This window comes from Streptomyces sp. NPDC051740, assembly GCF_044453165.1.
GTDB classification, from domain to species: domain Bacteria; phylum Actinomycetota; class Actinomycetes; order Streptomycetales; family Streptomycetaceae; genus Streptomyces; species Streptomyces atrovirens.
Genome location: NZ_JBITCL010000001.1, coordinates 206,921 through 231,587, shown reverse-complemented (window position 1 = coordinate 231,587; position 24,667 = coordinate 206,921). Strand labels below are relative to the sequence as shown.

General features: G+C 68.2%; 38 protein-coding genes. 1 reads left to right on the top strand and 37 read right to left on the bottom strand.

Features of this window, described 5'->3' with window-relative positions:
• Window positions 1-89 precede the first annotated feature (89 nt).
• The 32 genes from truA to ACIA6T_RS01030 form a co-directional block, all read right to left on the bottom strand.
• Entirely contained in the window at window positions 90-956 is an 867-nt protein-coding gene (gene truA, locus ACIA6T_RS01185) for a tRNA pseudouridine(38-40) synthase TruA (protein WP_399444469.1), read from the bottom strand.
• Window positions 957-1,123: 167 nt separating this feature from the next.
• Window positions 1,124-1,630, bottom strand: coding sequence for a 50S ribosomal protein L17 (rplQ, locus tag ACIA6T_RS01180; protein WP_399444468.1), 507 nt, complete (start codon window positions 1,628-1,630; stop codon window positions 1,124-1,126).
• Window positions 1,631-1,813: 183 nt separating this feature from the next.
• Window positions 1,814-2,836: a DNA-directed RNA polymerase subunit alpha gene (locus ACIA6T_RS01175; protein ID WP_003966937.1), complete on the bottom strand. Its 1,023-nt coding sequence runs from the start codon at window positions 2,834-2,836 to the stop codon at window positions 1,814-1,816.
• A 244-nt stretch (window positions 2,837-3,080) separates the two neighbouring features.
• The gene (gene rpsK, locus ACIA6T_RS01170; RefSeq protein ID WP_003956432.1) at window positions 3,081-3,485 is read right to left on the bottom strand and encodes a 30S ribosomal protein S11; all 405 of its coding nucleotides are present in this window, start codon (window positions 3,483-3,485) and stop codon (window positions 3,081-3,083) included.
• Between the two features lie 66 nt (window positions 3,486-3,551).
• Window positions 3,552-3,932 carry a 30S ribosomal protein S13 gene (rpsM, locus tag ACIA6T_RS01165; RefSeq protein ID WP_006140893.1) on the bottom strand — a complete coding sequence of 127 codons (381 nt, stop codon included), beginning with the start codon at window positions 3,930-3,932 and terminating at the stop codon, window positions 3,552-3,554.
• Between the two features lie 192 nt (window positions 3,933-4,124).
• Entirely contained in the window at window positions 4,125-4,238 is a 114-nt protein-coding gene (rpmJ, locus tag ACIA6T_RS01160; RefSeq protein ID WP_003998809.1) for a 50S ribosomal protein L36, read from the bottom strand.
• Between the two features lie 59 nt (window positions 4,239-4,297).
• Window positions 4,298-4,519, bottom strand: a complete 222-nt coding sequence (gene infA / locus ACIA6T_RS01155; RefSeq protein WP_004927214.1) for a translation initiation factor IF-1 — start codon at window positions 4,517-4,519, stop codon at window positions 4,298-4,300.
• 269 nt (window positions 4,520-4,788) lie between these two features.
• Complete coding sequence (gene map, locus ACIA6T_RS01150) at window positions 4,789-5,625, bottom strand: type I methionyl aminopeptidase (protein ID WP_399444466.1); 837 nt, start codon at window positions 5,623-5,625, stop codon at window positions 4,789-4,791.
• A gap of 247 nt (window positions 5,626-5,872) precedes the next feature.
• Window positions 5,873-6,526: an adenylate kinase gene (locus tag ACIA6T_RS01145; RefSeq protein WP_399444465.1), complete on the bottom strand. Its 654-nt coding sequence runs from the start codon at window positions 6,524-6,526 to the stop codon at window positions 5,873-5,875.
• Window positions 6,526-7,839, bottom strand: a complete 1,314-nt coding sequence (gene secY, locus ACIA6T_RS01140) for a preprotein translocase subunit SecY (RefSeq protein WP_399444464.1) — start codon at window positions 7,837-7,839, stop codon at window positions 6,526-6,528. The genes ACIA6T_RS01145 and secY overlap by 1 nt, the downstream gene beginning before the upstream one ends.
• Before the next feature lie 243 nt (window positions 7,840-8,082).
• Window positions 8,083-8,538, bottom strand: coding sequence for a 50S ribosomal protein L15 (gene rplO, locus ACIA6T_RS01135; RefSeq protein ID WP_006140897.1), 456 nt, complete (start codon window positions 8,536-8,538; stop codon window positions 8,083-8,085).
• 2 nt (window positions 8,539-8,540) lie between these two features.
• A complete protein-coding gene (rpmD, locus tag ACIA6T_RS01130) occupies window positions 8,541-8,723 on the bottom strand; it encodes a 50S ribosomal protein L30 (protein ID WP_004984515.1) in 183 nt (60 codons plus the stop codon).
• A gap of 2 nt (window positions 8,724-8,725) precedes the next feature.
• Window positions 8,726-9,331, bottom strand: a complete 606-nt coding sequence (rpsE, locus tag ACIA6T_RS01125; RefSeq protein WP_189558415.1) for a 30S ribosomal protein S5 — start codon at window positions 9,329-9,331, stop codon at window positions 8,726-8,728.
• A 65-nt stretch (window positions 9,332-9,396) separates the two neighbouring features.
• Window positions 9,397-9,780, bottom strand: coding sequence for a 50S ribosomal protein L18 (rplR, locus tag ACIA6T_RS01120; RefSeq protein WP_030860987.1), 384 nt, complete (start codon window positions 9,778-9,780; stop codon window positions 9,397-9,399).
• A gap of 3 nt (window positions 9,781-9,783) precedes the next feature.
• Complete coding sequence (gene rplF, locus ACIA6T_RS01115) at window positions 9,784-10,323, bottom strand: 50S ribosomal protein L6 (protein ID WP_073932757.1); 540 nt, start codon at window positions 10,321-10,323, stop codon at window positions 9,784-9,786.
• A 24-nt stretch (window positions 10,324-10,347) separates the two neighbouring features.
• Window positions 10,348-10,746 carry a 30S ribosomal protein S8 gene (gene rpsH, locus ACIA6T_RS01110; protein WP_030831671.1) on the bottom strand — a complete coding sequence of 133 codons (399 nt, stop codon included), beginning with the start codon at window positions 10,744-10,746 and terminating at the stop codon, window positions 10,348-10,350.
• A 212-nt stretch (window positions 10,747-10,958) separates the two neighbouring features.
• Window positions 10,959-11,144 (bottom strand): type Z 30S ribosomal protein S14, encoded by a 186-nt coding sequence (locus ACIA6T_RS01105; protein ID WP_003948630.1) that lies wholly within the window; start codon window positions 11,142-11,144, stop codon window positions 10,959-10,961.
• 5 nt (window positions 11,145-11,149) lie between these two features.
• Complete coding sequence (rplE, locus tag ACIA6T_RS01100; protein WP_384722778.1) at window positions 11,150-11,707, bottom strand: 50S ribosomal protein L5; 558 nt, start codon at window positions 11,705-11,707, stop codon at window positions 11,150-11,152.
• Entirely contained in the window at window positions 11,707-12,030 is a 324-nt protein-coding gene (gene rplX, locus ACIA6T_RS01095) for a 50S ribosomal protein L24 (RefSeq protein WP_030831677.1), read from the bottom strand. The genes rplE and rplX overlap by 1 nt, the downstream gene beginning before the upstream one ends.
• Before the next feature lie 2 nt (window positions 12,031-12,032).
• Window positions 12,033-12,401, bottom strand: a complete 369-nt coding sequence (rplN, locus tag ACIA6T_RS01090; protein ID WP_030831680.1) for a 50S ribosomal protein L14 — start codon at window positions 12,399-12,401, stop codon at window positions 12,033-12,035.
• A gap of 130 nt (window positions 12,402-12,531) precedes the next feature.
• The gene (gene rpsQ / locus ACIA6T_RS01085) at window positions 12,532-12,819 is read right to left on the bottom strand and encodes a 30S ribosomal protein S17 (protein WP_145867743.1); all 288 of its coding nucleotides are present in this window, start codon (window positions 12,817-12,819) and stop codon (window positions 12,532-12,534) included.
• Window positions 12,819-13,043 (bottom strand): 50S ribosomal protein L29, encoded by a 225-nt coding sequence (rpmC, locus tag ACIA6T_RS01080; protein ID WP_030831683.1) that lies wholly within the window; start codon window positions 13,041-13,043, stop codon window positions 12,819-12,821. Before rpmC ends, rpsQ begins: the two co-directional genes overlap by 1 nt.
• Window positions 13,043-13,462, bottom strand: a complete 420-nt coding sequence (rplP, locus tag ACIA6T_RS01075) for a 50S ribosomal protein L16 (protein ID WP_007443989.1) — start codon at window positions 13,460-13,462, stop codon at window positions 13,043-13,045. Before rplP ends, rpmC begins: the two co-directional genes overlap by 1 nt.
• A gap of 5 nt (window positions 13,463-13,467) precedes the next feature.
• Entirely contained in the window at window positions 13,468-14,295 is an 828-nt protein-coding gene (gene rpsC / locus ACIA6T_RS01070) for a 30S ribosomal protein S3 (RefSeq protein WP_030220998.1), read from the bottom strand.
• Window positions 14,295-14,642, bottom strand: a complete 348-nt coding sequence (gene rplV / locus ACIA6T_RS01065; protein WP_014054168.1) for a 50S ribosomal protein L22 — start codon at window positions 14,640-14,642, stop codon at window positions 14,295-14,297. The genes rpsC and rplV overlap by 1 nt, the downstream gene beginning before the upstream one ends.
• Before the next feature lie 44 nt (window positions 14,643-14,686).
• On the bottom strand, window positions 14,687-14,968 hold the full coding sequence (gene rpsS / locus ACIA6T_RS01060) for a 30S ribosomal protein S19 (RefSeq protein ID WP_003948639.1): 282 nt from the start codon (window positions 14,966-14,968) through the stop codon (window positions 14,687-14,689).
• Between the two features lie 12 nt (window positions 14,969-14,980).
• Window positions 14,981-15,817 carry a 50S ribosomal protein L2 gene (gene rplB / locus ACIA6T_RS01055; RefSeq protein WP_030220992.1) on the bottom strand — a complete coding sequence of 279 codons (837 nt, stop codon included), beginning with the start codon at window positions 15,815-15,817 and terminating at the stop codon, window positions 14,981-14,983.
• Between the two features lie 38 nt (window positions 15,818-15,855).
• Entirely contained in the window at window positions 15,856-16,275 is a 420-nt protein-coding gene (gene rplW, locus ACIA6T_RS01050; protein WP_037929565.1) for a 50S ribosomal protein L23, read from the bottom strand.
• Window positions 16,275-16,934 carry a 50S ribosomal protein L4 gene (gene rplD / locus ACIA6T_RS01045; protein WP_399444463.1) on the bottom strand — a complete coding sequence of 220 codons (660 nt, stop codon included), beginning with the start codon at window positions 16,932-16,934 and terminating at the stop codon, window positions 16,275-16,277. The genes rplW and rplD overlap by 1 nt, the downstream gene beginning before the upstream one ends.
• 8 nt (window positions 16,935-16,942) lie before the next feature.
• Window positions 16,943-17,587 (bottom strand): 50S ribosomal protein L3, encoded by a 645-nt coding sequence (gene rplC, locus ACIA6T_RS01040; RefSeq protein WP_030046373.1) that lies wholly within the window; start codon window positions 17,585-17,587, stop codon window positions 16,943-16,945.
• Between the two features lie 17 nt (window positions 17,588-17,604).
• Window positions 17,605-17,913 (bottom strand): 30S ribosomal protein S10, encoded by a 309-nt coding sequence (rpsJ, locus tag ACIA6T_RS01035; RefSeq protein WP_003948644.1) that lies wholly within the window; start codon window positions 17,911-17,913, stop codon window positions 17,605-17,607.
• Window positions 17,914-18,504: 591 nt separating this feature from the next.
• A complete protein-coding gene (locus ACIA6T_RS01030; protein ID WP_399444462.1) occupies window positions 18,505-18,705 on the bottom strand; it encodes a DUF397 domain-containing protein in 201 nt (66 codons plus the stop codon).
• Window positions 18,706-18,745: 40 nt separating this feature from the next.
• Here ACIA6T_RS01030 and ACIA6T_RS01025 point away from each other — a divergent pair, with 40 nt between their 5' ends.
• On the top strand, window positions 18,746-19,165 hold the full coding sequence (locus ACIA6T_RS01025) for an ATP-binding protein (RefSeq protein ID WP_399444461.1): 420 nt from the start codon (window positions 18,746-18,748) through the stop codon (window positions 19,163-19,165).
• Window positions 19,166-19,195: 30 nt separating this feature from the next.
• On the opposite strand, the gene ACIA6T_RS01020 is transcribed toward ACIA6T_RS01025, so the two are convergent.
• The 5 genes from ACIA6T_RS01020 to ACIA6T_RS01000 form a co-directional block, all read right to left on the bottom strand.
• Window positions 19,196-19,702, bottom strand: a complete 507-nt coding sequence (locus ACIA6T_RS01020; RefSeq protein ID WP_399444460.1) for a hypothetical protein — start codon at window positions 19,700-19,702, stop codon at window positions 19,196-19,198.
• A 4-nt stretch (window positions 19,703-19,706) separates the two neighbouring features.
• Window positions 19,707-21,047, bottom strand: a complete 1,341-nt coding sequence (locus tag ACIA6T_RS01015; RefSeq protein ID WP_399444459.1) for an AAA family ATPase — start codon at window positions 21,045-21,047, stop codon at window positions 19,707-19,709.
• A gap of 109 nt (window positions 21,048-21,156) precedes the next feature.
• Window positions 21,157-22,770, bottom strand: coding sequence for a VWA domain-containing protein (locus ACIA6T_RS01010; RefSeq protein WP_399444458.1), 1,614 nt, complete (start codon window positions 22,768-22,770; stop codon window positions 21,157-21,159).
• A gap of 8 nt (window positions 22,771-22,778) precedes the next feature.
• Complete coding sequence (locus ACIA6T_RS01005) at window positions 22,779-23,978, bottom strand: AAA family ATPase (protein ID WP_399444457.1); 1,200 nt, start codon at window positions 23,976-23,978, stop codon at window positions 22,779-22,781.
• 28 nt (window positions 23,979-24,006) lie between these two features.
• Complete coding sequence (locus ACIA6T_RS01000; RefSeq protein WP_399444456.1) at window positions 24,007-24,654, bottom strand: hypothetical protein; 648 nt, start codon at window positions 24,652-24,654, stop codon at window positions 24,007-24,009.
• Window positions 24,655-24,667: the final 13 nt, after the last annotated feature.

Below are 24,667 nucleotides of genomic sequence, written 5' to 3'. Positions count from 1 at the left end.
GGACCTCGACCGGCCTCCCCGAACCCATGATCGAGCTGCCCAAGGTTATACGAGAGACAAGAGGACCGTAAGGGGGTAAAGGGACGGAACTAGCAGGCCGTGCACCCCGAACCACCGGGCAGCGACCGCTTGTTGCGGGCCTCCTTGCTGCGGGCGGCGAGGAGTTCGTCGGCCGGGTAGCCGACCTCCTCCAGGGTCAGGCCGTGCGGGCGTACGACATGGACGGCCGAATCCCGTACGCCCGCCGCCAGCACCTTGCCCGGCCAGTCCGGCGACCGGTGGCCGTCTCCGACGAACAGCAGCGCGCCGATCAGCGAGCGGACCATGTTGTGGCAGAAGGCGTCGGCCCGGACGGTGGCGGTGATGATCCCGTCCCCGCCGCGCACCAGGCTCAGCTCCTGGAGGGTCCGGATGGTCGTGGCCCCCTCCCGCTTCTTGCAGTACGCGGCGAAGTCGTGCTCCCCCAGCAGATCGCGGGCCGCCTCGTTCATGGCGTCGACGTCGAGCGGCCAGTCGTGCCACAGCACATGGCCGCGCAGCAGCGGGTCCACCCCGCCCGGGTTGTCGGTGACACGGTAGGCGTAGCGCCGCCAGATCGCGGAGAACCGGGCGTTGAATCCGCCGGGCGCCTCCCTGAGCGCCCACACCCGTACGTCCCTCGGCAGCCGCCCGGCGAGCCGCTTGAGCAGCTTCGTGTGGTGCTCGGCCCAGACCTCCCGCGGGAGATCGACGTGCGCGACCTGTCCCCGGGCGTGGACCCCGGCGTCGGTACGGCCGGCCACGGTCAGCTCGTACGTCGTCCCCCCGGACCGCGTCACGGTCCGCAGCGCGTCCTCGATCTCCCCCTGCACGGTCCGCCGCCCACCGGCCTGCTTGGCCCACCCGGAGAACCCGGCCCCGTCGTAGGAAAGGTCCAGGCGCACTCGTACGAACCCCGGCTGCACTTCGTCACTCACACGGAAATCCTCTCACCCACACGAAAGCGGGCCCGCTCCTGAAAGGAACGGACCCGCCAACACCCTCAAGGGGCGCGGGGCTGTGTTCGACACGCGGCTCCGCCGCGTGGGCGCGACCAGCCACGACGAAAGCCGCAGCCGCACTCGCACAGCCCCCAGCAGAACGCTTACGCGTCCTTCGACTCCTCGGCCGGAGCCTCGGCAGCCTCGTCCTTGGTCGTGTCGACCTTGGTCTCGGCGGCCTCGGCGGCCTCGGCGTCCTTGGCCGCACGCTTCGTCGCGGCCTCGGCCTCGCCGGTGGCCTCCTGCGCCACCGTCAGCGCCTCGACCAGCTCGATGACGGCCATGGGCGCGTTGTCGCCACGGCGGTTACCGATCTTGGTGATACGGGTGTAGCCACCGGGACGGTTCTCGTACCGCGGGCCGATCTCGGTGAAGAGCGTGTGGACGATGCCCTTGTCCGTGATGACCTGGAGCACCTGACGGCGGTTGTGAAGGTCGCCCTTCTTCGCCTTGGTGACCAGACGCTCGGCGTACGGACGCAGCTTGCGCGCCTTCGCCTCGGTGGTGGTGATGCGGCCGTGCTCGAACAGCGCCTTCGCGAGGTTCGCGAGGAGCAGCTTCTCGTGCGCGGCACTGCCGCCCATACGGGCACCCTTGGTGGGCCTCGGCATGGTGTTTCTCCTAGGTGTCTGCCCCGGCCGTATCAGGTACCGGGGTCAGTATCCGAGCAGGCGGTCGCCCGTCGGAGATCCGGGCACAGGTCCCGAAGGGACCGTGCTCGGAAGGGGCGCGGGGAACTGCGCGACAAGCCACAGCGCACCCGCACCCGACAATCCGGCCTCCTCGCGGAGCGCTCAGTACTGCTCGGTCTCGACGAAGCCCGCATCCGCGTCGTCGTCCGCGCCGAACGCGTCCGCCGCAGCGGTGGGGTCGAACCCGGGAGGCGAGTCCTTGAGCGCGAGGCCCATGCCGGCCAGCTTCGCCTTGACCTCGTCGATGGACTTCGCACCGAAGTTACGGATGTCGAGCAGATCCGCCTCGGAGCGGGCGACGAGCTCACCCACGGAGTGGATGCCCTCACGCTTGAGGCAGTTGTACGACCGAACGGTGAGCTCCAGCTCCTCGATCGGCAGCGCCAGGTCGGCGGCGAGGGCGGCGTCCGTGGGGGACGGGCCCATGTCGATGCCCTCGGCGTCGATGTTCAGCTCGCGGGCGAGACCGAACAGCTCGACCAGGGTCTTGCCGGCGGAGGCCATGGCGTCACGCGGACGCATCGCCTGCTTGGTCTCGACGTCGACGATCAGCTTGTCGAAGTCGGTGCGCTGCTCGACACGGGTCGCCTCGACCTTGTAGGTGACCTTGAGGACCGGCGAGTAGATGGAGTCGACCGGGATACGGCCGATCTCCTGGCCGACCTGCTTGTTCTGCACGGCGGAGACGTAGCCGCGACCGCGCTCGACGGTCAGCTCCATCTCCAGCTTGCCCTTGCCGTTGAGCGTGGCGAGGACGAGGTCGGGGTTGTGCACCTCGACACCGGCCGGGGGCGCGATGTCGGCGGCGGTGACCAGACCCGGACCCTGCTTGCGCAGGTACATCACGACCGGCTCGTCGTGCTCCGAGGAGACGACCAGCTGCTTGATGTTGAGGATCAGGTCGGTGACGTCCTCCTTGACGCCCGGCACGGTGGTGAACTCGTGCAGGACGCCGTCGATGCGGATGCTGGTGACGGCGGCACCGGGGATCGACGACAGGAGGGTGCGGCGGAGGGAGTTGCCGAGGGTGTAGCCGAAGCCCGGCTCCAGCGGCTCGATCACGAACCGGGAGCGGAATTCGTCGACGACCTCTTCGGTCAACGAGGGACGCTGAGCGATCAGCATGTGGTGATCCTTCAGTCAGGGGCGCCCGCTATTTGACGCCCGACCAGTACTGCAAGGGTACGGGCGATACGACCCGAAAGAGTCGTACCGCCCGTGAAAACCCTGGTGAAGCAAGATCAGACGCGTCGGGAACGACGCGACGGATCAGACGCGACGGCGCTTCGGCGGGCGGCAGCCGTGCTGCGACATTGCGGGGGACGACCCCCGCACCCCCAGCAGGGAGCCGACCGCGCGGGCCCGTGCGTCAGACGCGACGGCGCTTCGGCGGGCGGCAGCCGTTGTGCGGGGTCGGGGTGACGTCCTGGATGGAGCCGACCTCGAGACCGGTCGCCTGGAGCGAACGGATGGCGGTCTCACGACCGGAACCCGGGCCCTTGACGAACACGTCGACCTTGCGCATGCCGTGCTCCTGGGCGCGGCGGGCGGCCGACTCGGCGGCCATCTGCGCGGCGAACGGCGTGGACTTCCGGGAGCCCTTGAAGCCGACGTGGCCGGCGGAGGCCCAGGAGATCACGTTGCCGGACGGGTCCGTGATCGACACGATCGTGTTGTTGAACGTGCTCTTGATGTGCGCGTGGCCGTGAGCGACGTTCTTCTTTTCCTTGCGGCGCACCTTCTTGGCAGCGCCCTGACGTCCCTTGGGGGGCATGTCGTTCTCCTACGGGAGGTGGTCGGTCCTACAGCGAAGACCGCTGGACGGCGAGTCCGCTGCGGACTACTTCTTGCCCGGCTTCTTCTTGCCGGCGATGGCGCGACGCGGGCCCTTGCGGGTACGCGCGTTGGTGCTGGTGCGCTGACCGCGGACGGGCAGGCCGCGACGGTGACGCAGACCCTGGTAGGTGCCGATCTCGACCTTGCGGCGGATGTCGGCCTGGATCTCGCGACGGAGGTCACCCTCGGTCTTGATGTTGTTGTCCACGAACTCACGGATCGCGACGAGCTGCTCCTCGGAGAGGTCGCGAACGCGGGTGTTCGGGTCGACGCCGGTGGCGGCCAGCGTCTGCTGCGAAAGGGTCCGGCCGATGCCGAACACGTAGGTGAGGGCGATCTCCACGCGCTTTTCGCGCGGGATGTCAACACCGGAAACGCGTGCCATTCAATGGCTCCAGTTGATTGTCGGAGGTCTTCCACAGGACCGGATCCCAGCCCGCCGTACCAGGTACGGGCCGGGTCCCCGGCCTCCGAGCCGGGGGTGTCGAGCCGTGCGGCTCGGGACCTGCGTATGAACGTGTGTTGCTCGCGTCGCGCGAATTTCTGCGGAAGTCGCAGAGGGTCGATCGTGCTGCGGTCAGCCCTGGCGCTGCTTGTGGCGCGGGTTCTCGCAGATGACCATGACCCGGCCGTGACGGCGGATCACCCTGCACTTGTCGCAGATCTTCTTGACGCTCGGCTTGACCTTCATGGGTGTGAGGTTCTCCGGGTCAGTGCCATCACCCCGGCGGGCCGGGGAGCGGGCAAGATCTACTTGTACCGGTAGACGATCCGGCCACGCGTCAGGTCGTACGGAGACAGCTCCACCACGACCCGGTCGTCAGGGAGGATGCGGATGTAGTGCATGCGCATCTTGCCGCTGATGTGTGCCAGGACCTGGTGGCCGTTCTGGAGCTCGACCCTGAACATGGCGTTCGGAAGAGACTCGACGACAGTGCCCTCGATCTCGATGGCACCTTGCTTCTTGGCCACGCTTCGCCCTTCGAATCGACTACCTTGATCGACTCTGGCGTGCACCGTGTGTAGCAGATGCAGACATGCGGGTGCACAAGAGCCGACGAGTCAGTCTACGTCAGCGCACCCGGAAAAACGAATCGGGGAAGTCTGCCCCACGAAGCTGATCCTTAACCGGGCGGAACCCGTCCCTTGACGCCGCTCTCGCGGGCTCGACGCCCGGGGCGCCTCACGGGCTTCGGGCGGCTGCGCCGGCCTCCGGCCGGCGGACCGCCCGGAGCCGGCCGTCAGCCGAGCGGATCCGGCGCGGCCGTGATGCCCATCTCCGCGAGCTTCGCCTTGCCGCCGTCGGGGGCCGTCAGGACCAGGGGGCCCTGCTCGGTGAGGGCGACCGAGTGCTCCCAGTGGGAGGACCAGGTGCCGTCGGTGGTGATGACCGTCCAGTCGTCGGAGAGGACCTTCGTCTTCGGGGTGCCCAGGGAGACCATCGGCTCGATGGCGAGGCAGAAGCCCGGGACCAGCTTGGGGCCCTTGCCCCGCTTGCGCTCGACGTAGTTCAGCAGGTGCGGGTCCATGTGCATCTCGGTGCCGATGCCGTGGCCGCCGTAGTCCTCGATGATCCCGTACTTGCCGCCGCCCGGCTTGGGCTGGCGGCGGATGTACGTCTCGATCGCGCGGGAGATGTCGACGAGCCGGTTGCCCTGCTTCATGGCCGCGATGCCGGCCCACATCGACTCCTCGGTCACCCGGGACAGCTCGACCAGCTCCGGGGAGTGGCCGGACCCGACGAACGCGGTGTACGCGGCGTCGCCGTGCCAGCCGTCGATGATCGCGCCGCAGTCGATGGAGATGATGTCGCCGTCCTTGAGGACGACGTCGTCGGAGGGGATGCCGTGGACGACGACGTCGTTCACCGAGGTGCAGATCGTCGCGGGGAAGCCGCCGTAGCCGAGGAAGTTCGGCTTGGCGTCGTGCTCCGCGAGCACCTTGCGGGCGACCTGGTCCAGATCCCTCGTCGTGGCCCCGGGCACGGCGGCCTCACGGGTGGCCGCGTGGATGGCGGCGACCACCAACCCCGCCTCACGCATCTTGGCGATCTGCTCAGGGCTCTTGATCTGCACCATGGGGGACGACGGCCTTTCTGGGACCAGGCGAGGAAACGAACACTTCCAACGATACGGGGCCCCAGCCCCGCTCCCGCAGGCGATCACGCCGCATGCCCCGCAATCCGCGGGCAGTCGTGCCGCTGGGGCGGCACGGGTGGGCGCGACGGCACCTCGTAAGCGCCGGGCCGCGCAACCCCACCCCCGCCAAGCCACAGCCGCGGCCCCTTGCGCAAAGGAACCGCGGCTGCGACCGACGTACAGAAAACTACTTACCGCTCTTCAGCGCCTCCAGCGCCCGCCCCGTGACCTCGTCGACCGCCCCCATCGCGGAGATGGTGACGACAAGTCCCTGCGCCTTGTAGTAGTCGATGATCGGCTCGGTCTGCGTGTGGTAGACCTCCAGCCGCGTCCGCACGGTCTCCTCGGAGTCGTCGTCCCGCTGGTACAGCTCACCACCGCAGACGTCACACACGCCCTCCTGCTTCGGCGGGCTGTACGTCACGTGGAACACGTGCGCGGACTCGTTGCGGCAGATCCGCCGGCCGGCGATCCGCTTGACGACCTCGTCCTCGGGAGCCTCCAGATCGAGGACCGCGTCCAGCTCGATGCCCTCGGTCTGCAGCAGCTCGTCCAGCGCCTCGGCCTGCGACACATTGCGCGGGAAGCCGTCCAGCAGGAAGCCGCCCTCGGCGTCGGGCTGCTCCATGCGGTCCTTGGCCATGGCGATGGTGACCTCGTCGGGGACGAGATTGCCCGCGTCCATGTAGGACTTCGCGAGCTTCCCCAGCTCGGTCTGCCGGCTGATGTTGGCGCGGAACAGGTCGCCCGTGGAGATGTGCGGGATGCGCAGTTTCTCGGCAAGGCGGGTGGCCTGCGTACCCTTACCGGCACCCGGCGGCCCGACGAGGACGATTCGCATCAGCGGAGGAACCCTTCGTAATTGCGCTGCTGGAGCTGGCTCTCGATCTGCTTCACGGTCTCGAGACCGACACCCACGATGATCAGGATGCTGGTCCCGCCGAACGGGAAGTTCTGGTTCGCCCCGAAACCAGCCAACGCCATTGTCGGCACGAGAGAGATCAGACCCAAGTACAGCGAACCCGGCCAGGTGATCCGGTTGAGTACGTAGCTGAGGTACTCAGCGGTCGGTCGGCCAGCCCGGATGCCCGGGATGAAGCCACCATACTTCTTCATGTTGTCGGCGACTTCCTCGGGGTTGAAGGAGATCGCCACGTAGAAGAAGGCGAAGAACACGATCAGGAGGAAGTACAGAACGATGTGCGCCGTGGCCCCGGGGTCGGCGAGATTCGTCTCGACCCACGTCGCCCAGCCCGCCGTCGAGCTGGTGAACTGGACGATCAGCGCCGGAATGTACAGCAGCGACGAGGCGAAGATGACGGGGATCACGCCCGCCTGGTTCACCTTCAGCGGGATGTAGGTCGACGTGCCGCCGTAGGAACGGCGGCCGACCATGCGCTTCGCGTACTGCACGGGGATCCGGCGCTGGGCCTGCTCGACGAAGACGACCAGGCCGACCATGACGAACCCGACGAGCATGACGGTGCCGAACTCGATCCAGCCGTCCGCGAGGCTGCCCTGCTCCTTGATGGCCCACAGGGCGGAGGGGAAGGTCGCGGCGATCGAGATGAACATCAGGATCGACATGCCGTTGCCGATGCCGCGGTCGGTGATGAGCTCACCGAGCCACATGACGACGGCCGTACCGGCGGTCATGGTGACGACCATGGTGATGGTCACGAAGATCGACTGGTCCGGGACGATCTGGCTCGCGACCGGGCAGCCCTGGAAGAGGGAGCCGCTGCGGGCGGTGGCCACCAGGCCGGTGCCCTGCAGGATGGCCAGCGCGACCGTCAGGTAACGGGTGTACTGAGTGATCTTCGCCGTACCGGCCTGGCCCTCCTTCTTGAGGGCTTCCAGACGCGGGATCACGACGGTCAGCAGCTGCAGAATGATGCTCGCCGTGATGTACGGCATGATGCCCAGCGCGAAGACCGTGATCTGGAGCAGCGCGCCACCGCTGAACATGTTGACGATGCCGAAGAACCCCTGGTTCGCTTCGGCCGCGTCGATACAGGTCTGGACGTTGCGGTAGTCGACGCCCGGGATGGGAACGTTGGTGCCGATGCGGTACACCACGATGATGCCGAGCGTGAAGAGCAGCTTCTTGCGCAGGTCGGGCGTCTTGAACGCCCGGGCGAACGCGGTGAGCACGGTGCCTCCTGCGACCCCCCGCGCAACTGCGTCAAGGGTGACGGTCTTGAGATTCCGACTAAGGACGAATACGTAACGGTCAACTGCCGTCCTGAGTGCCCCATTGGGGCGCCCGAGGTCGGCGGGCTGCGCAGGCCACCTTACCGGCGAGACTGCCGCCCTAGGAACGACCAACCGGGGATACCCCATTTGTGGGGTATCCCCGGTCGGGATCGCTCTACGTCATCGAGACACCTGAAAGGGTCAGACGAGCTCGGTGACGGTACCGCCGGCGGCGGTGATCTTCTCCTTGGCGGAGCCGGAGACGGCGTCGACCGTCACCTGCAGCGCCACGGAGACCTCGCCCTGGCCCAGGACCTTGACAAGGCTGTTCTTGCGCACGGCACCCTTGGCCACGAGGCCCTCGACGGTGACCTCGCCACCCTCGGGGTAGAGCGCGGCCAGCTTGTCGAGGTTCACGACCTGGTACTCGGTCTTGAACGGGTTCTTGAAGCCCTTCAGCTTCGGGAGGCGCATGTGGAGGGGCATCTGGCCACCCTCGAAGCGCTCCGGAACCTGGTAACGGGCCTTGGTGCCCTTCGTACCACGACCGGCCGTCTTACCCTTCGACGCCTCACCACGACCGACACGGGTCTTGGCGGTCTTGGCGCCGGGGGCGGGACGGAGGTTGTGGATCTTGAGCGGGTTGTTCTCCGCCATGATCAGTCGACCTCCTCGACCGTCACGAGGTGGCGGACGGTGTGCACCATGCCGCGGAACTCGGGGCGGTCCTCCTTGACGACCACGTCGTTGACCTTCTTCAGGCCAAGCGAGCGCAGCGTGTCACGGTGGTTCTGCTTGCTGCCGATGTAGGACTTGACCTGCGTAATCTTGAGCTGCGCCATGATTACGCACCCGCCCCGGCACGCGCACGGAGAAGAGCCGCGGGGGCGACGTCCTCGAGCGGCAGACCACGGCGGGCCGCGATCTCCTCGGGACGCTGCAGGCCCTTGAGGGCCGCCACGGTCGCGTGCACGATGTTGATCTGGTTGTCGGAGCCGAGCGACTTCGACAGCACGTCGTGGATACCGGCGCACTCGAGCACGGCGCGCACCGGACCACCGGCGATCACGCCGGTACCCGGGGACGCGGGCTTGAGCAGCACGACGCCGGCAGCCTTCTCACCCTGGATGGGGTGCGGGATGGTGCCCTGGATGCGGGGGACCTTGAAGAAGTGCTTCTTGGCCTCCTCAACACCCTTGGCGATGGCGGCCGGCACCTCCTTGGCCTTGCCGTATCCGACACCCACGGTGCCGTCACCGTCGCCCACCACGACCAGCGCGGTGAAGCTGAAGCGACGACCACCCTTCACAACCTTGGCGACGCGGTTGATCGCGACGACGCGCTCAACGTACGCGGTCTTCTCGGCGGCAGCTGCGCCGCCGTCACGGCCCTTCCGGTCCCGCCGCTCGCCGCCACCGGCACCGCCACCGCGGCGCTGGGGTCCAGCCATTGGAATTACCTCTCTCTGTTTCCGCTAGCTCGCAGCAACATAAGTCGCTACCGCGACGGGCGGCTCTAGAACTTCAGGCCGGCTTCGCGGGCGGCGTCCGCCAGAGCGGCGATGCGCCCGGCGTACTGGTTACCACCACGGTCGAACACGACGGCCTCGACACCGGCGGCCTTGGCACGCTCGGCGACCAGGGCGCCGACCTGCTTGGCCTGCGCGGACTTGTCGCCCTCGCCACCGCGGACCGACGCGTCCAGGGTGGACGCCGACGCCAGGGTGTGACCCTTCAGGTCGTCGATCACCTGCGCCACGATGTGGCGGTTGGAGCGGGTCACGACCAGACGGGGACGCTCCGCGGTACCCGCGATCCGCTTGCGGATCCGGATGTGACGGCGCTTGATCGCGGCGCGCTTGTAGGCGTCGCCCTTGAGGATCTTCTGCCCGTATGCCATGGCTTACTTACCCGCCTTTCCGACCTTGCGGCGGATGACTTCGCCCTCGTACTTGACGCCCTTGGCCTTGTACGGGTCGGGCTTGCGCAGCTTGCGGATGTTGGCCGCAACCTCGCCGACCTTCTGCTTGTCGATGCCCTCGACCGAGAAACGGGTCGGAGCCTCGACCTTGAAGGTGATGCCCTCGGGCGCCTCGACGGTGATCGAGTGGCTGTAGCCGAGGGAGAACTCCAGGTTCGAACCCTTGGCGACAACGCGGTAACCGACACCGCTGATCTCGAGCTTCTTCACGTAACCCTGGGTCACGCCGGTGATCATGTTCGCCACCAGCGTGCGGGACAGGCCGTGAAGGGCCTTGTTCTGACGCTCGTCGTTGGGGCGGGTGACGTTGAGCACGCCGTCCTCACCCTTGACGATCTCGATCGGTGCCACGACGGTGTGGGTCAGCGTGCCCTTGGGGCCCTTGACCGAGACCGTACGGCCGTCGATGGTGACGTCCACGCCGGCGGGAACCGCGATGGGGAGCTTGCCGATGCGCGACATAGCTGTTTCCTCCGTTCCCTTCCGCTACCAGACGTAGGCGAGGACTTCCCCACCCACGCCCTTCTTGCCGGCCTGCTTGTCGGTGAGGAGCCCGTGCGACGTGGAGATGATCGCCACGCCCAGGCCGCCGAGCACCTTCGGCAGGTTGGTGGACTTCGCGTACACCCGGAGACCGGGCTTGGAGATCCGCTTGATGCCCGCGATGGAGCGCTCACGGTTCGGGCCGAACTTCAGCTCGAGGACGAGGTTCTTGCCGACCTCGGCGTCCTCGGTCTTCCAGCCCGTGATGAAGCCCTCCTGCTGGAGGATCTCCGCGATGTGCGACTTGATCTTCGAGTGCGGCATCGCCACGGAGTCGTGGTACGCCGAGTTCGCGTTCCGCAGACGCGTAAGCATGTCTGCGATCGGATCAGTCATGGTCATGAATTGGCCTTCGGCCTCTCTCGCCGGGGTTTCCTGGTGCGCCATCCCTCTCCCCGATCCGAGACGGGACGGGTGCGGCGCGGTGGACCTACGGCGTAGTAAGTCGTACGGGCACGGCAGGTGCCCAACCCCGCAAGCCTAAGCCATACGGAGCGGGCCTCCTGCCGTTCCCATTGCTTACCGAGAGCCCTGGGAGTCCGGAATTACCGGGACTACCAGGAGCTCTTGGTCACGCCCGGCAGCTCGCCACGGTGAGCCATCTCACGAAGGCACACGCGGCACAGGCCGAACTTGCGGTACACGGAGTGCGGGCGGCCACAGCGCTGGCAGCGGGTGTAGCCACGCACGCCGAACTTGGGCTTGCGAGCAGCCTTCGCGATCAGAGCCTTCTTCGCCATCTCGCTCACGCCTCCTTGAAGGGGAAGCCGAGGTGACGGAGAAGGGCGCGGCCCTCTTCGTCGTTGGTCGCCGTGGTCACCACGGTGATGTCCATACCCCGGGTGCGGTCGATCTTGTCCTGGTCGATCTCGTGGAACATGACCTGCTCCGTGAGACCGAAGGTGTAGTTGCCACGGCCGTCGAACTGCTTGGGGGACAGGCCGCGGAAGTCGCGGATGCGCGGCAGCGCGAGCGACAGGGTGCGGTCCAGGAACTCCCACATGCGGTCGCCACGGAGCGTGACGTGGGCACCGATCGGCTGGCCCTCACGCAGCTTGAACTGCGCGATGGACTTGCGGGCCTTGGTGACGGCCGGCTTCTGACCGGTGATCGTGGTGAGGTCGCGGATGGCGCCCTCGATCAGCTTGGAGTCGCGGGCGGCGTCGCCCACACCCATGTTGACCACGATCTTGACGAGGCCGGGAACCTGCATGACGTTCTCGTAGGAGAACTGCTCACGCAGCTTGCCCGCGATCTCCTCGCGGTACTTCGTCTTCAGACGCGGGCTGGTGGTGGTCGTCATCAGATGTCCTCACCCGTCCGCTTGGCAACGCGGATCTTGTTGCCTTCGTCGTCGAAGCGGTAACCGACGCGCGTGACGACCTTGTTGCCGTCCTTCTCCACGACCAGCTGGACGTTGGAGACGTGGACCGGGGCCTCGGTGGTCACGATGCCGCCGGCCTGCGAACCGCCTGCGGTCGGGCCGGCCTTGGTGTGCTTCTTGACCCGGTTGACACCCTCGACCAGGACACGGTCCTCGCGGGGGTAGGCCGCGATGACCTTGCCCTGCTTGCCCTTGTCCTTACCGGTGATGACCTGGACCAGGTCGCCCTTCTTGATCTTCATGCTCACAGCACCTCCGGCGCGAGGGAGATGATCTTCATGAACTTCTTCTCGCGCAGCTCACGGCCGACCGGGCCGAAGATACGGGTGCCGCGAGGGTCGCCGTCGTTCTTCAGAATGACGGCGGCGTTCTCGTCGAAGCGGATGTACGAGCCGTCCGGACGGCGGCGCTCCTTGACGGTGCGAACGATGACCGCCTTGACGACGTCACCCTTCTTCACGTTGCCACCGGGGATCGCGTCCTTGACGGTGGCGACGATGACGTCACCGATGCCCGCGTAGCGGCGGCCCGAGCCACCGAGCACACGGATGCAGAGGACTTCCTTCGCACCCGTGTTGTCGGCGACACGCAGCCGCGACTCCTGCTGGATCACGTCTATCTCCTGTTTGTCTGCCGGTTCCCCGACGGGGTCGATCGCTCAACCCCGTCGGAGCCTGGCGGAACTGTCCTGCGAGGAATGCCCCGCAGGAACGTACTTGTGGGAATTCCCTTGCGGGAACTACCTACTTGGCCTTCTCGAGGATCTCGACGACGCGCCAGTGCTTCGTGGCGGACAGCGGCCGGGTCTCCATCAGGAGGACGCGGTCGCCGATGCCGGCGGCGTTCTGCTCGTCGTGGGCCTTGAGCTTGCTCGTGCTGCGGATGACCTTGCCGTACAGCGCGTGCTTCTTGCGGTCCTCGACAGCGACGACGACGGTCTTGTCCATCTTGTCGCTGACGACGATGCCCTCACGGGTCTTGCGGTCGCCCCGCGCCTCGGTGTTCGTCTCAGTCACGTTGTTCTCGCTCATCAGGCGTTCTCCACCGTTTCGATGCCCAGCTCACGCTCGCGCATCAGGGTGTAGATCCGCGCGATGTCCTTGCGGACCGCCTTCAGACGGCCATGGTTCTCGAGCTGCCCGGTCGCCGCCTGGAAGCGGAGGTTGAACAGCTCTTCCTTGGCTTCGCGGAGCTTCGCCAGAAGCTCCTCGTCACCCAGCTCGCGCAGCTCGGACGCCTTGGTACCGGCCGACATCACGCTTCACCTGCCTCGCGCTTGACGATCCGGCACTTCATCGGCAGCTTGTGGGCTGCGCGAGTGAGGGCCTCACGGGCGATCTTCTCGTTGGGGTAGGACAGCTCGAACATGACCCGGCCCGGGTGCACGTTCGCGATCCACCACTCCGGCGAACCCTTACCGGAACCCATGCGGGTCTCGGCCGGCTTCTTCGTGAGCGGGCGGTCCGGGTAGATGTTGATCCAGACCTTGCCACCACGCTTGATGTGGCGGGTCATCGCGATACGGGCCGCCTCGATCTGGCGGTTGGTCACGTACGCCGGCGTGAGGGCCTGGATGCCGTACTCGCCGAACGCAACCGTCGTACCGCCCTTGGCCATGCCACGGCGCTTCGGGTGGTGCTGCTTGCGGTGCTTGACCCTACGGGGGATCAGCATGTCGGTCAGGCCTCCGTTCCGGTGCTCTCAGCCGGAGCGGCAGCCGGAGCCTCGGCCTTGGGGGCCTCGGCAGCGGGAGCCTGCTGCGGCTTGCGGCCGCGGCCGCCACGCTCGCCACCGCGGCCACCACGGGCCGGGCGGTCGGCGCCACCGCGGGCCGGGCGGTTACCCGCACGGGCAGCGGCGTTCTCGGCGCGGACCTCGGCGATGTTCTTGACGTCGCCCTTGTAGATCCAGACCTTCACACCGATGCGGCCGAAGGTCGTCTTGGCCTCGAAGAAGCCGTAGTCCACGTTCGCGCGGAGCGTGTGCAGGGGCACACGGCCCTCGCGGTAGAACTCCGAGCGGGACATCTCGGCACCACCGAGGCGGCCACCGCACTGGATCTTGATGCCCTTGGCGCCGGCCTTCATCGTGCCCTGCATGCTCTTGCGCATGGCGCGACGGAAGGAGACGCGGGAGGAGAGCTGCTCGGCGACGGCCTGGGCCACCAGCTGAGCGTCCGTCTCCGGGCTCTTGACCTCGAGGATGTTCAGCTGGACCTGCTTGCCGGTCAGCTTCTCCAGGTCACCGCGGATGCGGTCGGCCTCGGCGCCGCGGCGGCCGATGACGATGCCGGGACGGGCGGTGTGGATGTCCACACGCACGCGGTCACGGGTGCGCTCGATCTCCACCTTCGAGATGCCGGCGCGCTCCATGCCGGACGTCATCATCCGACGGATGGCGACGTCTTCCTTGACGTAGTCCTTGTACAGCTTGTCGGCGTACCAACGCGACTTGAAGTCGGTGGTGATGCCGAGCCGGAACCCATGCGGGTTAACCTTCTGGCCCATTACCGGGTTCCTTCCTTGCTGCTGACGACCACGGTGATGTGGCTGGTCCGCTTGCGGATCCGGTAGGCGCGGCCCTGGGCACGCGGACGGAACCGCTTCAGGGTCGGGCCCTCGTCGACGTACGCCTCGGAAATGACGAGGCTGTCGGCGTCGGTGTGGTCGTAGTTGTGCGCGGCGTTGGCGATGGCGCTGTCCAGCACCTTGCCGACCGGCACGCTCGCGGCCTGCGGGGCGAAACGCAGGACCGCCTGAGCCTCCGTGGCACTCATGCCACGGATGAGGTCCACCACGCGGCGGGCCTTCATGGGCGTGACGCGGATGTACCGCGCCTGGGCCCTGGCTTCCATGGTTGTCCCTTCAGTGTCTGTCATGGTCGATTGCACCCCGCCGACTAGCGGCGCTTCGACTTCCGGTCGTCCTTGACGTGGCCCCGGAAGGTGCGGGTCGGCGAGAACTCGCCGAGCTTGTGGCCGACCATCGACTCGGTGACAAACACCGGGATGTGGGTCTTGCCGTTGTGCACCGCGATCGTGTGGCCCAGCATCGCCGGGACGATCATCGAGCGACGGGACCAGGTCTTGATGACGTTCTTGGTACCGGCTTCGTTCTGGACGTCCACCTTCTTGATCAGGTGGTCGTCGACGAAGGGTCCCTTCTTCAAGCTACGAGGCATCTCAACCCGTCCTTAGCGCTTCTTGTTCGTCTTGCGGCGGCGGACGATGTACTTGTTCGACGCCTTCTTGGGCGAACGAGTACGGCCTTCCTTCTTGCCCCACGGGGACACGGGGTGGCGGCCACCGGAGGTCCGGCCCTCACCACCACCGTGCGGGTGGTCGACCGGGTTCATGACGACACCACGGACGGTCGGGCGGACGCCCAGCCACCGCTTACGGCCGGCCTTGCCCCAGTTGATGTTCGACTGCTCGGCGTTGCCGACCTCGCCGACCGTGGCGCGGCAGCGCTGGTCGACCAGGCGGATCTCTCCGGACGGCATGCGCAGGTGGGCCATCGTGCCCTCCTTCGCGAGCAGCTGCACGGAGGCACCGGCGGAGCGGGCGAACTTGGCGCCACCACCGGGACGGAGCTCGATCGCGTGGATCGTGGTACCGACCGGGATGTTGCGGAGGGCCAGGTTGTTGCCCGGCTTGATGTCGGCCCCGGGACCGTTCTCGACGCGGTCGCCCTGCTGCAGGTTGCGCGGGGCGAGGATGTAGCGCTTCTCGCCGTCGGCGTAGTGCAGCAGCGCGATGCGCGCGGTGCGGTTGGGGTCGTACTCGATGTGCGCGACCTTCGCCGGCACGCCGTCCTTGTCGTGACGACGGAAGTCGATCACTCGGTAGGCGCGCTTGTGGCCACCGCCCTGGTGGCGGACGGTCACACGACCGGAATTGTTACGGCCGCCCTTGCTGTGCAGGGGACGGACCAGCGACTTCTCCGGCGTGGACCGCGTGACCTCGACGAAGTCGGCGACGCTGGAGCCACGACGGCCCGGAGTCGTCGGCTTGTACTTGCGGATACCCATTTCTCAGTCCTCGTCCGATATCGAACGATCCTGACCGCTTACGCGGTCGGACCGCCGAAGATGTCGATACGGTCGCCCTCGGCGAGGGTCACGATCGCGCGCTTGGTCGCCGCACGCTGACCGAAACCGGTCTTGGTGCGCTTGCGCTTGCCGATGCGGTTGATCGTGTTGACCCCGGTGACCTTGACCTCGAAGACCGCCTGGACGGCCTCCTTGATCTGGGTCTTGTTGGAGCCCGGCGCGACGATGAACGTGTACTTGTTCTCGTCGATGAGCGCGTAGCTCTTCTCCGACACGACCGGCTTCAGCAGGACGTCACGGGGGTCCGTGAACGCCTTGCTCGCCGGGGTGACGACGGTGTTCTTGCCTTCGGCCTCGTGGCGGCGCGCCTTGGCGACACGCGCAGCCTTGGCCGCCTTGGCGGCCTTCGAGGCGATCGAGGGGTGACGGGCAGCCATCAGACCTCGCTCCCTTCGTTGTCGTTGGCCTTGTTCGGGCCGGCGACGAAGGACTCGAAAGCGGCCTTGGTGAAGACCACGTCGTCCGAGACGAGAACGTCGTACGTGTTCAGCTGGCCCGGCTCCAGGATGTGGACCTGGGGCAGGTTGCGGGCGGACAGCCACGCGGCCTCGTCGGCGCGGTCGACGACCAGGAGCAGGTTCTTGCGCTCCGAGATCTTGCCGAACAGCGACCTGGCGGCCTTCGTGGAGGGGGTCTCGCCCTCGATCACGCCGGTGACGACGTGAATGCGGTTGTGGCGCGCCCGGTCGGTGAGGGCGTGACGCAGGGCGGCAGCCTTCATCTTCTTGGGGGTGCGCTGGGAGTAGTCGCGCGGCACGGGACCGTGCACGACGCCACCACCGGCGAACTGCGGCGCGCGGGTCGAGCCCTGACGGGCGCGGCCGGTGCCCTTCTGGCGGTACGGCTTCTTGCCGCCACCACGGACCTCGCCGCGACGCTTGGTCTTGTGCGTGCCCTGGCGGGCAGCGGCGTTCTGCGCGACGACGACCTGGTGGATCAGCGGAATGCTGATCTTCTCCACGCCGAAGATCTCCGCGGGGAGCTCGACGCTACCGGTCTTCTCGCCCGCAGGCGAAAGGATGTCAACAGTGCTCATCGGTTACCTCAGGCCCCCTTGGCCGCGGTGCGGACCAGGACGAGGCCGCCGTTCGGACCGGGAACCGCGCCCTTGATGAGCAGCAGACCCTTCTCCGCGTCAACGGCGTGGACGGTCAGGTTCTGGGTGGTGACCCGCTCGTTGCCCATGCGACCCGCCATGCGGAGGCCCTTGAACACGCGGCCCGGGGTGGCGCAGCCACCGATGGAGCCCGGCGAGCGGTGCTTGCGCTGGGTGCCGTGACCGGCGCCGAGGCCCTTGAAGTTGTGACGCTTCATGACACCGGCGAAGCCCTTGCCCTTGCTCTTGCCGGTGACGTCGACCTTCACGCCCGACTCGAAGACCTCAGCGGTGACTTCCTGGCCCAGCGTGTACTCGGAGGCGTCCGCGGTGCGGATCTCGACGAGGTGACGACGGGGGGTGACGTCGGCCTTGGCGAAGTGGCCCTTGAGGGGCTTGTTCACCTTGCGCGGGTCGATCTCGCCGAAGGCGATCTGGACCGACTCGTAGCCGTCGACGTCGTTCGTGCGGACCTGGGTGACGACGTTGGGGCCGGCCTTGACGACGGTGACCGGAACAACACGGTTGTTCTCGTCCCACACCTGCGTCATGCCGAGCTTCTCGCCCAGGATGCCCTTGATCTGCTTAGCCATTCTCAGATCACCGGCCTTCAGAGCTTGATCTCGATGTCGACACCGGCCGGGAGGTCGAGTCGCATCAGAGAGTCAACGGTCTTGGGGGTCGGGTCGAGGATGTCGATCAGGCGCTTGTGCGTGCGCATCTCGAAGTGCTCGCGCGAGTCCTTGTACTTGTGCGGCGACTTGATGACGCAGTACACGTTCTTCTCAGTGGGCAGCGGCACCGGGCCCGCGACCGACGCACCAGTGCGAGTCACCGTCTCGACGATCTTCTTCGCCGAAGAGTCGATGACCTCGTGGTCGTAGGCCTTGAGCCGGATGCGGATCTTCTGTCCCGCCATGGCTACTCCGTAGTCCTGTCTCTCTTTACGCTCTGGAACCCGATGCTCCAGGTCTCGTCCTCCGACCCACGCGGTCGGGCGTGTCGCACTCCCGCTGACATGAATGTCCCTTGTTTCGAACATCCCCGCGGGATTGACACGGCCCTACCAGAACCGCGGACCGGGGGCGAAAGGCCCACCGGGCGCCTGGCCGGCGCTGCGCATACGCTTCCCGAAAGATTCCCGTACGTCCGCCCCTCATCAGGGACGACGAGTACTGTGGGACTCGCTTCCGGTCCTCCCGACGGGAGGCGCGCAGCATCAACACTCGACCGAGCAACTCCGACAGTTTGCCACACGGGGACCGGGGCTGGCCAATCGGGCGGAAGAGATTACCCGGAAGGTGACGGGGATCAAACGCCGGAGCGCCGGAATCGCGGTTCACCGCTCCAGGACACGTTGCCGGGCAACCCGCGAATCTCCTGAGCGCCAGAGATCATTCCCTGCCGGACGATCTCACCGAGTCGCGACACTCGGCACGGCATGACGGAGCAAACCGCCCCTCACGGGAAACATGAGGTCACGGAGGGTACGGAGCTTGCGCCGTCGTGATCAGTCGGGCGTACGCTCCGAGCCGAACGGCGCGACGAACGCGGCCCACGCCCTCGGCGTGAGCGCGAGTCGCGGGCCGGATGCGTTCTTGGAGTCGCGGACGTGGACGGTGGTGGGGGTGGGGGCGATTTCGATGCAGTCGTTGCCGTTGCTGCTGTCGCTGTAGCTGCTCTTGAACCAGTGGAGTTCCGGCGTGCTCATAGCTCTCCGTAAGTTGTTAGGTGGCCCGGGAGGGCCGGGTGTGGCTGATAGCTCTCTGCCGTGTTGTGGCTCGCTGGGAGTGGCCGCCCGGCTGCTCGCCACCGAGCAGCTGCGCACGTGGGGGCTGCCGCCGCATCCGGCGGAGCTCATCGTCGCGGAGCTGGCGGCCAACGCCGTCACCCACGGCCGCGTCCCCGGCCGGGACTTCCGGCTGCTGCTGTACGTCGTCGGCGACACCCTCCGCGTCGAGGTCACCGACACGCGCGGTGACCGGCTGCCGCGCCCGCAGCGCTCCGCCGCCGCCACCGACGCCGAGTCCGAGTCCGGCCGCGGCCTGCTGCTCGTGGACGCTCTCGCCGACCGCTGGGGAGTCGCCCCCGGCCCGCCCCCGCTCAAGACCGTCTGGGCCGAGGTGGGGACCGGACCCACCGGATCCCGGCCCGACGCCCCGCCCCGGTGACCGACGACGAGAGGACCGTACACACCAGACTCAGGGCAGCTCGGCCCACGTCCCCATCGTGGCCTCCAGTGTCCAGATGCGGACCTCGGCCCTCGCCCGGTCCGCGTACAGGTCCCGCTCGGAGACGATGCTCAGGTCGCCGGTGCCCAGCTGCTGCCGTACGGCGTGCGTGGCCAGGTCCATGCCCGTGGTACCGCCGTCACAGAGCGAGGCGAGGAAGGCACCGTCCCAGGTCCGCTCGTGCAGCACCCAGGGCGCCTCCCCGTTCGCGGTCTTGCGCAACATGCTCATGAAGACCGCGGCACACTTCCGGCGGGCGTCACCGTTCTTGATCTGGAAGACGTGATTGCCGGTCTCGATCACGGTCGCGGTCGGCAGCACGAAGCGCACCTTGGCCTTCAGCCGGGCGTCCATCTCCGACAGGACTTCGTCGCGGTGGCCGTCCATGTGGGGTACGCCGAGGATCTCGACGAAGACGGACGTGTCCAGGAAGTCGACGACGGGGAGCCGCAGCCCGGACCGTTGCTGTCTGCTCACGGACTCACAGGCTCCTCAGGAAGTCCTCGACACTCGTCACGCCCTCTTCCCGGGGACGCACGGCATCCGGCAGGCGCCCCTTGGTCACCGCGTCGCCGAGGTCACCTGCGGCCAGGAGGTCGACATAGCCGGGCAGTTCCGTGAGGCGGGTCAGCCGGCTCTCCCCCGACTCCGGGTCCCGGCTGCACACGACGACTCCCGGATGGTCCTGCGCGTTCAGGGAGTTGAGCAGGGCCGGGCTGTGGGTGGTGAAGAGCACGTCGATGCGACGCCGCTGGGACTCCTCCTTCATCAGGCGCAGTACCCGTGCGGCCTGGGTGGGATAGAGACCGTTCTCGATCTCCTCGATCACCAGGTGCCGCTGCGTCAGGAGCGGTTCGGCTCCACCGTCGGAGACGGGCGCGCTCAGCAAGGCGGTACCGAAGGCCAGGAACCGCAGCATGCCGTCGCTCAGGAGCCGCGCCGGAACGTCGTGCTCCGCTCCGTGATATCCCGCCTCGCGCAGTACCAGCTGCACGTCCCCCAACCTGGTACCGACGCTACTCACCCCCCGTACCGGGTACTCGGGCATACCCGCCACCAGCTCCGTGAGCCTGTCGAAAGCGGCGGGGTCGGTCTTGGCCAGGCCGGCGACCGCCGCGCTCAGGTTGTCGGCGCTGCGTCTGAGTTCCGCGTCGCGCGCATTGACGTACTGCCTCATGAGATGCGGAACCGGGTCGAGGAGGAAGACGTCCCGCAGAACGGCGAGCACGTCCCGCGCCGCTCGGTGTACGAGCTTCGTGGCCTCGGTGGTCGCGGGCAGCCTCACCGGCACCTGCCCGGCCAGCAGCCTGTCGGCGGCGAACGGTACCCCCGGATCGAGACCGCGCCGCCCGTTGAAGTAGCGGACGTTGAGGTCACTGCGGCGTGCGTCCGGTGCGTCGCTCGTCAGGAGAGAACGACCTGCCGCCAGCCGGCGGCCCGCATAGGGCACGCCCTCGACCGCCGTCAGCTCCTCACGGAGGATGCGCACTTCGGGAGAGACCGCGATCACCACGTCCAGATCGAAGACCGCCTCGCCCGACCGCACCCGGCACCCGAGCGCGAAACGGTCCTCCCCGAGCGGCGCACACCCCTCGGCGCCGCCCCGGATCGGCTCCTCTCCTCCGGTGCGGGGCCCGTCCAGCGCGTCCCGCACCGGCTCGCCCAGCGCCAGCCGGGACAACACCATCAGCCCGTCGAGCGCGTTGGACTTCCCACTGCCGTTCCGCCCGATCAGCACGGTCAGATCCTGTAAGGGCAGGCGCTGGTCGGTGAAGCTCTTGAAGGAGGTCAGTCGCACCTCTTCAAGACGGGGAGTGTCCACCGCGGGCACCTCTTTCGCTCACTGTCGACCTGGCGCGGTCCTCCGCTCAGCTAAGCAGCAGCCCACACGACGCGTCCAACGGTGGACGATCACTCTCGACTCCCGGAGGTCAGATCACGCGGAAGAGGTCGGCGGTGGTGTGGACGTCGGTGAGGTCCTCGATGAGGCGGAGGTTGTCGCACAGGGCCTGAAGGACCGAGTCGGCCGCGGCGGCGCGCGGGGCGCCGATGACCAGGCCGAAGACCCGGAAGCCGAGCCGGTGCCGGGTGTCGTTCCAGGTGCGCGTCCACTGCTCGGTGACGCCGCAGTCGTCGTCGGTGATCATCACGATGTCGCCGCGCATGCGGGCGGTGTCGTCGAATTCCGCCTCCAGCAGCTCGCCCGCCGCCGACAGCGGGGTCTGGTAGCTGGTGCCGCCGCCGAGGAAGGTCTCGGCGAAGTCCACGGTCCGGTCGACGGGGGCCGGCTCGTCCGCCGGGAAGCGGAAGACCTGGAGTCTGCCGGGGGCGGAGAACAGGATGCCGACGAAGTCACGTCCCGCGGCGCGGGCCTGGTCGAGCAGGGCCAGGGCGCACGCCTTGGACCAGGCCTCCCGGGTGATTCCGCCCGGCCCCTCCTCGTACATGGAGTGCGAGGTGTCCACGCACGCGATGATCGCGCCCCGGCCGGTGGTCTGCTCACCCCGGCTGTCGTAGAGCGTCAGTTCCCCGGCGGCGTAGCGGGCGGCGAACACCGCGCGCAGCTCGGGCAGGCCGAGGTGGGCCAGTTCGGAGGGGACGACGCGGGAGAGGTCGTCGCCGAGGGTGACGCCGACCAGTTCCCCGGTGGCGTTCTCCACCTTGCGGGCACGCTCGCCGTCGGCCATCTGCCGGAAGCGGCCGATCAGGTCGGCCCACTGGGCGAGGCGGCCGGTGCGCAGCCGTTCGGCGAGCCGGGCCCGCTCGGCGAACGGCATCCGCTCCAGTTCGCCGGATCCGACTCCCCACGCCCGCATCAGCGCGGCCTCCCGCCGGACGGTCTCCGCGGCCCTCGCCGCAGCGCCGCGTGCGGTGGCGCGGATTCCGGGGACGGCCGTCGCGGCGGCCCGGGCCGCCTGCCGTGCCGCGGCCTCGGCTGCCTCGGCTGCCTCGGCGGTCTCGATCGCCCGGCGTACGGCGTCGGCGGCCCGCGCGGTGCCGGCCTCCTCGGTGGCCTCCTCGGCGGCTTCCTGGAGCGTCTCGTCCACGGCGGTCGCCGCCGCTGCGGCGGCCCGCTGCGCCTGTTTCGCCCGCTCGCCCCGCTCCTGCGCGTCCCGGGCGCGCTCCAGCAGTCCGCGCAGCGCTCCGGCCTGGGCGAGTACGGCCATGGCGGCGGCGTAGGGATCGCCGGCCGTCTCCCGGCGCAGCCCGGCGAACTCCGGTGACTCCGTCAATGCGGTCATGATCTGGTGGTTGACCAGCCGGGAGGGGTCCATCGCGGCCGGTTCGCGCAGCCGCGGGCCGGCCTTGTAGGCGGCCAGGAACACGTCGGTGAGGAGGTCGGTGGTGTGGTGACCGTGGTGACCGTGGTGGCCGTGGTGGCCGCCCAGCTCCGCCGCCAGATCGCGCAGGGCGGACGACTGCTCGTAGGTGTCGTGCCAGGTGACGCGGTCGAACCGGTCCGCGACCACGACGGCGGTGTGTCGTTCGACAGTAGTGGCAGGCCGGGCGAGCCATGCCCCGGCCCTGGTCGCGAGCTCGTCCATGGTGCCGCTCAGAGCTGCGCCTGCACCGTGCTCGCGTCCACGCCGAGGGCCTCGGTGAGGACGCGGGCGCGGACGGCGCGCTGGCGGCCGGTGACCCGGTCGATGGCGGTGGTCGAGCGGCCGGCGCCCACCGCCTCGGCACGCAGCTTCTCCAGCCGTCTGCCCGCCGTGGCGAGCTGGTGGTGCGCCTTCTTGATGACCCACTCGCTCAGCGCCTCGCGGGACTGTCCGGCCATGGCGTCGAGCTGGGCCTCCAGTTCCTCGATGGTGTCGGCCAGGTCGAGCGCCTCCTTGGCGTCGGGGTTCACCAGGTGCAGCACCTCGCGTTCGACGGTCGGGCGCTGGGCCGGGGAGTCCCACAGCACATGGGTCAGCACCGGCAGGTCGGTCTCGGCGACCGCCGTACGGCCGTCGAGGTACGCGGATGCCTGGAGCAGGCCCACCGCCTGCCGCCAGCGGCGGTCGGAGGCGACGAGTTCCTTTCGGCGCAGGGCGGCCCGCAGGGTGCACACCGCGTCCACGATCGCGTCGGGGACATCGACGGCCGGTACGGCCTCGGTCACGGCGTGCCGCAGCGCGGTCAGCTCGATGGCCGTCCGGGCCGGGGCGGTCGGGCGGTGGACGGCGGAGCGGACGAGCGCGGCGAAGTTCGAGGGGTCCTCCAGGTAGCCGACCTCGATCCGCACCAGCAGCCGGTCGTAGATCGCGGCCGAGTCCTCCCCCGTGGGGAGTTCGTTGCTGGCGGTGATGGCCCCGATGAGGGGGCAGCGGATCGGTTCGCCGCCGTTCTCGGGGTGGTAGATCCGCTCGTTGAGGTAGCCCAGGGTCTCGTTCAGCGCCGCCGTGGAGCATTTGAAGATCTCGTCGATGAAGGCGACGTGGGCGGTGGTGGCGCGGCCGTCGTAGACCTGGCGGTACTCGCCCCGGGCCAGCGCGGCGACGTCGATGGGGCCGAACATCCGCGTCGGCGCGGTGAACTTCGACAGCAGGATCTCCCAGTAGGCCGCGCCCTCGATCCGGCCCGTGAGCTCCCGCGCCATCTCGGACTTCGCCGTCCCGGGCGGTCCGAGCAGCAACGAGTGCTGCCCGGCCAGCAGGGTCACCAGCAACGTCCGTACGACGTCGGCGCGTTCGTAGAACCGCTCCGACAACTCGTCCCCGATCAAGCGCAGTCGGCGGGCCGTGTCCTCCGCGTCCTCCGTGTCCATGGCCGCTCCCCCTTTCCCTCCGCGGTACTCAGTCCACGAAGCGGAACGTCGACGTGATCGCGTCGAAGATGTCGAAGAAGGAGTCCGCGAGGTCCAGGACCTGGCTGCTGCCGGCGACCAGGGCGACCTTGCCCTCCTGGCCGGGCACGGGAACGAAGGTCTGCGTCAGCACGGCACGGACGGTCCGGCCGAGTTCGTCGCCGGGGACCGGGATGTCCTCGATGCCGTACGTCCGCGCGGCCGGGCCGACGCCGGGTATGTCGACGGTGGTGACCTTGCGCCAGGAGTCGCCCTCCTTCTTCGCCTCCTTGACGGCGAGCTGGGCGGCGACGGCGGCCGGGTCGGTGGGCAGCGGGTCGCCCTTGCTCGTACGGCCGCCGACCAGGGAGACCGTCACCGAGCCGGTGATCGGGGTGTCGCCGCCGAAGCTCTCCGCCATGCAGCCGCAGTACAGCGCGCCGGACTTCCAGGCGTCCGCGGCGGCCTTCCGCAGGAAGGAGATGTACGTGTCCCGGTGCGGGGCCAGTTCCGGGTGTGCGCGCAGGCGGTCGTTCACCATCCGGTGGATGGAGTCGTCCCGCGACTCCGGCCGCACGTCGAACTCCCACCACGACTCCGGCACCTTGATCCGGAAACCGCCCCGCTCGACGGTCAGCGCCTCCATGTAACGGGCCATGACGCCGGCGTCC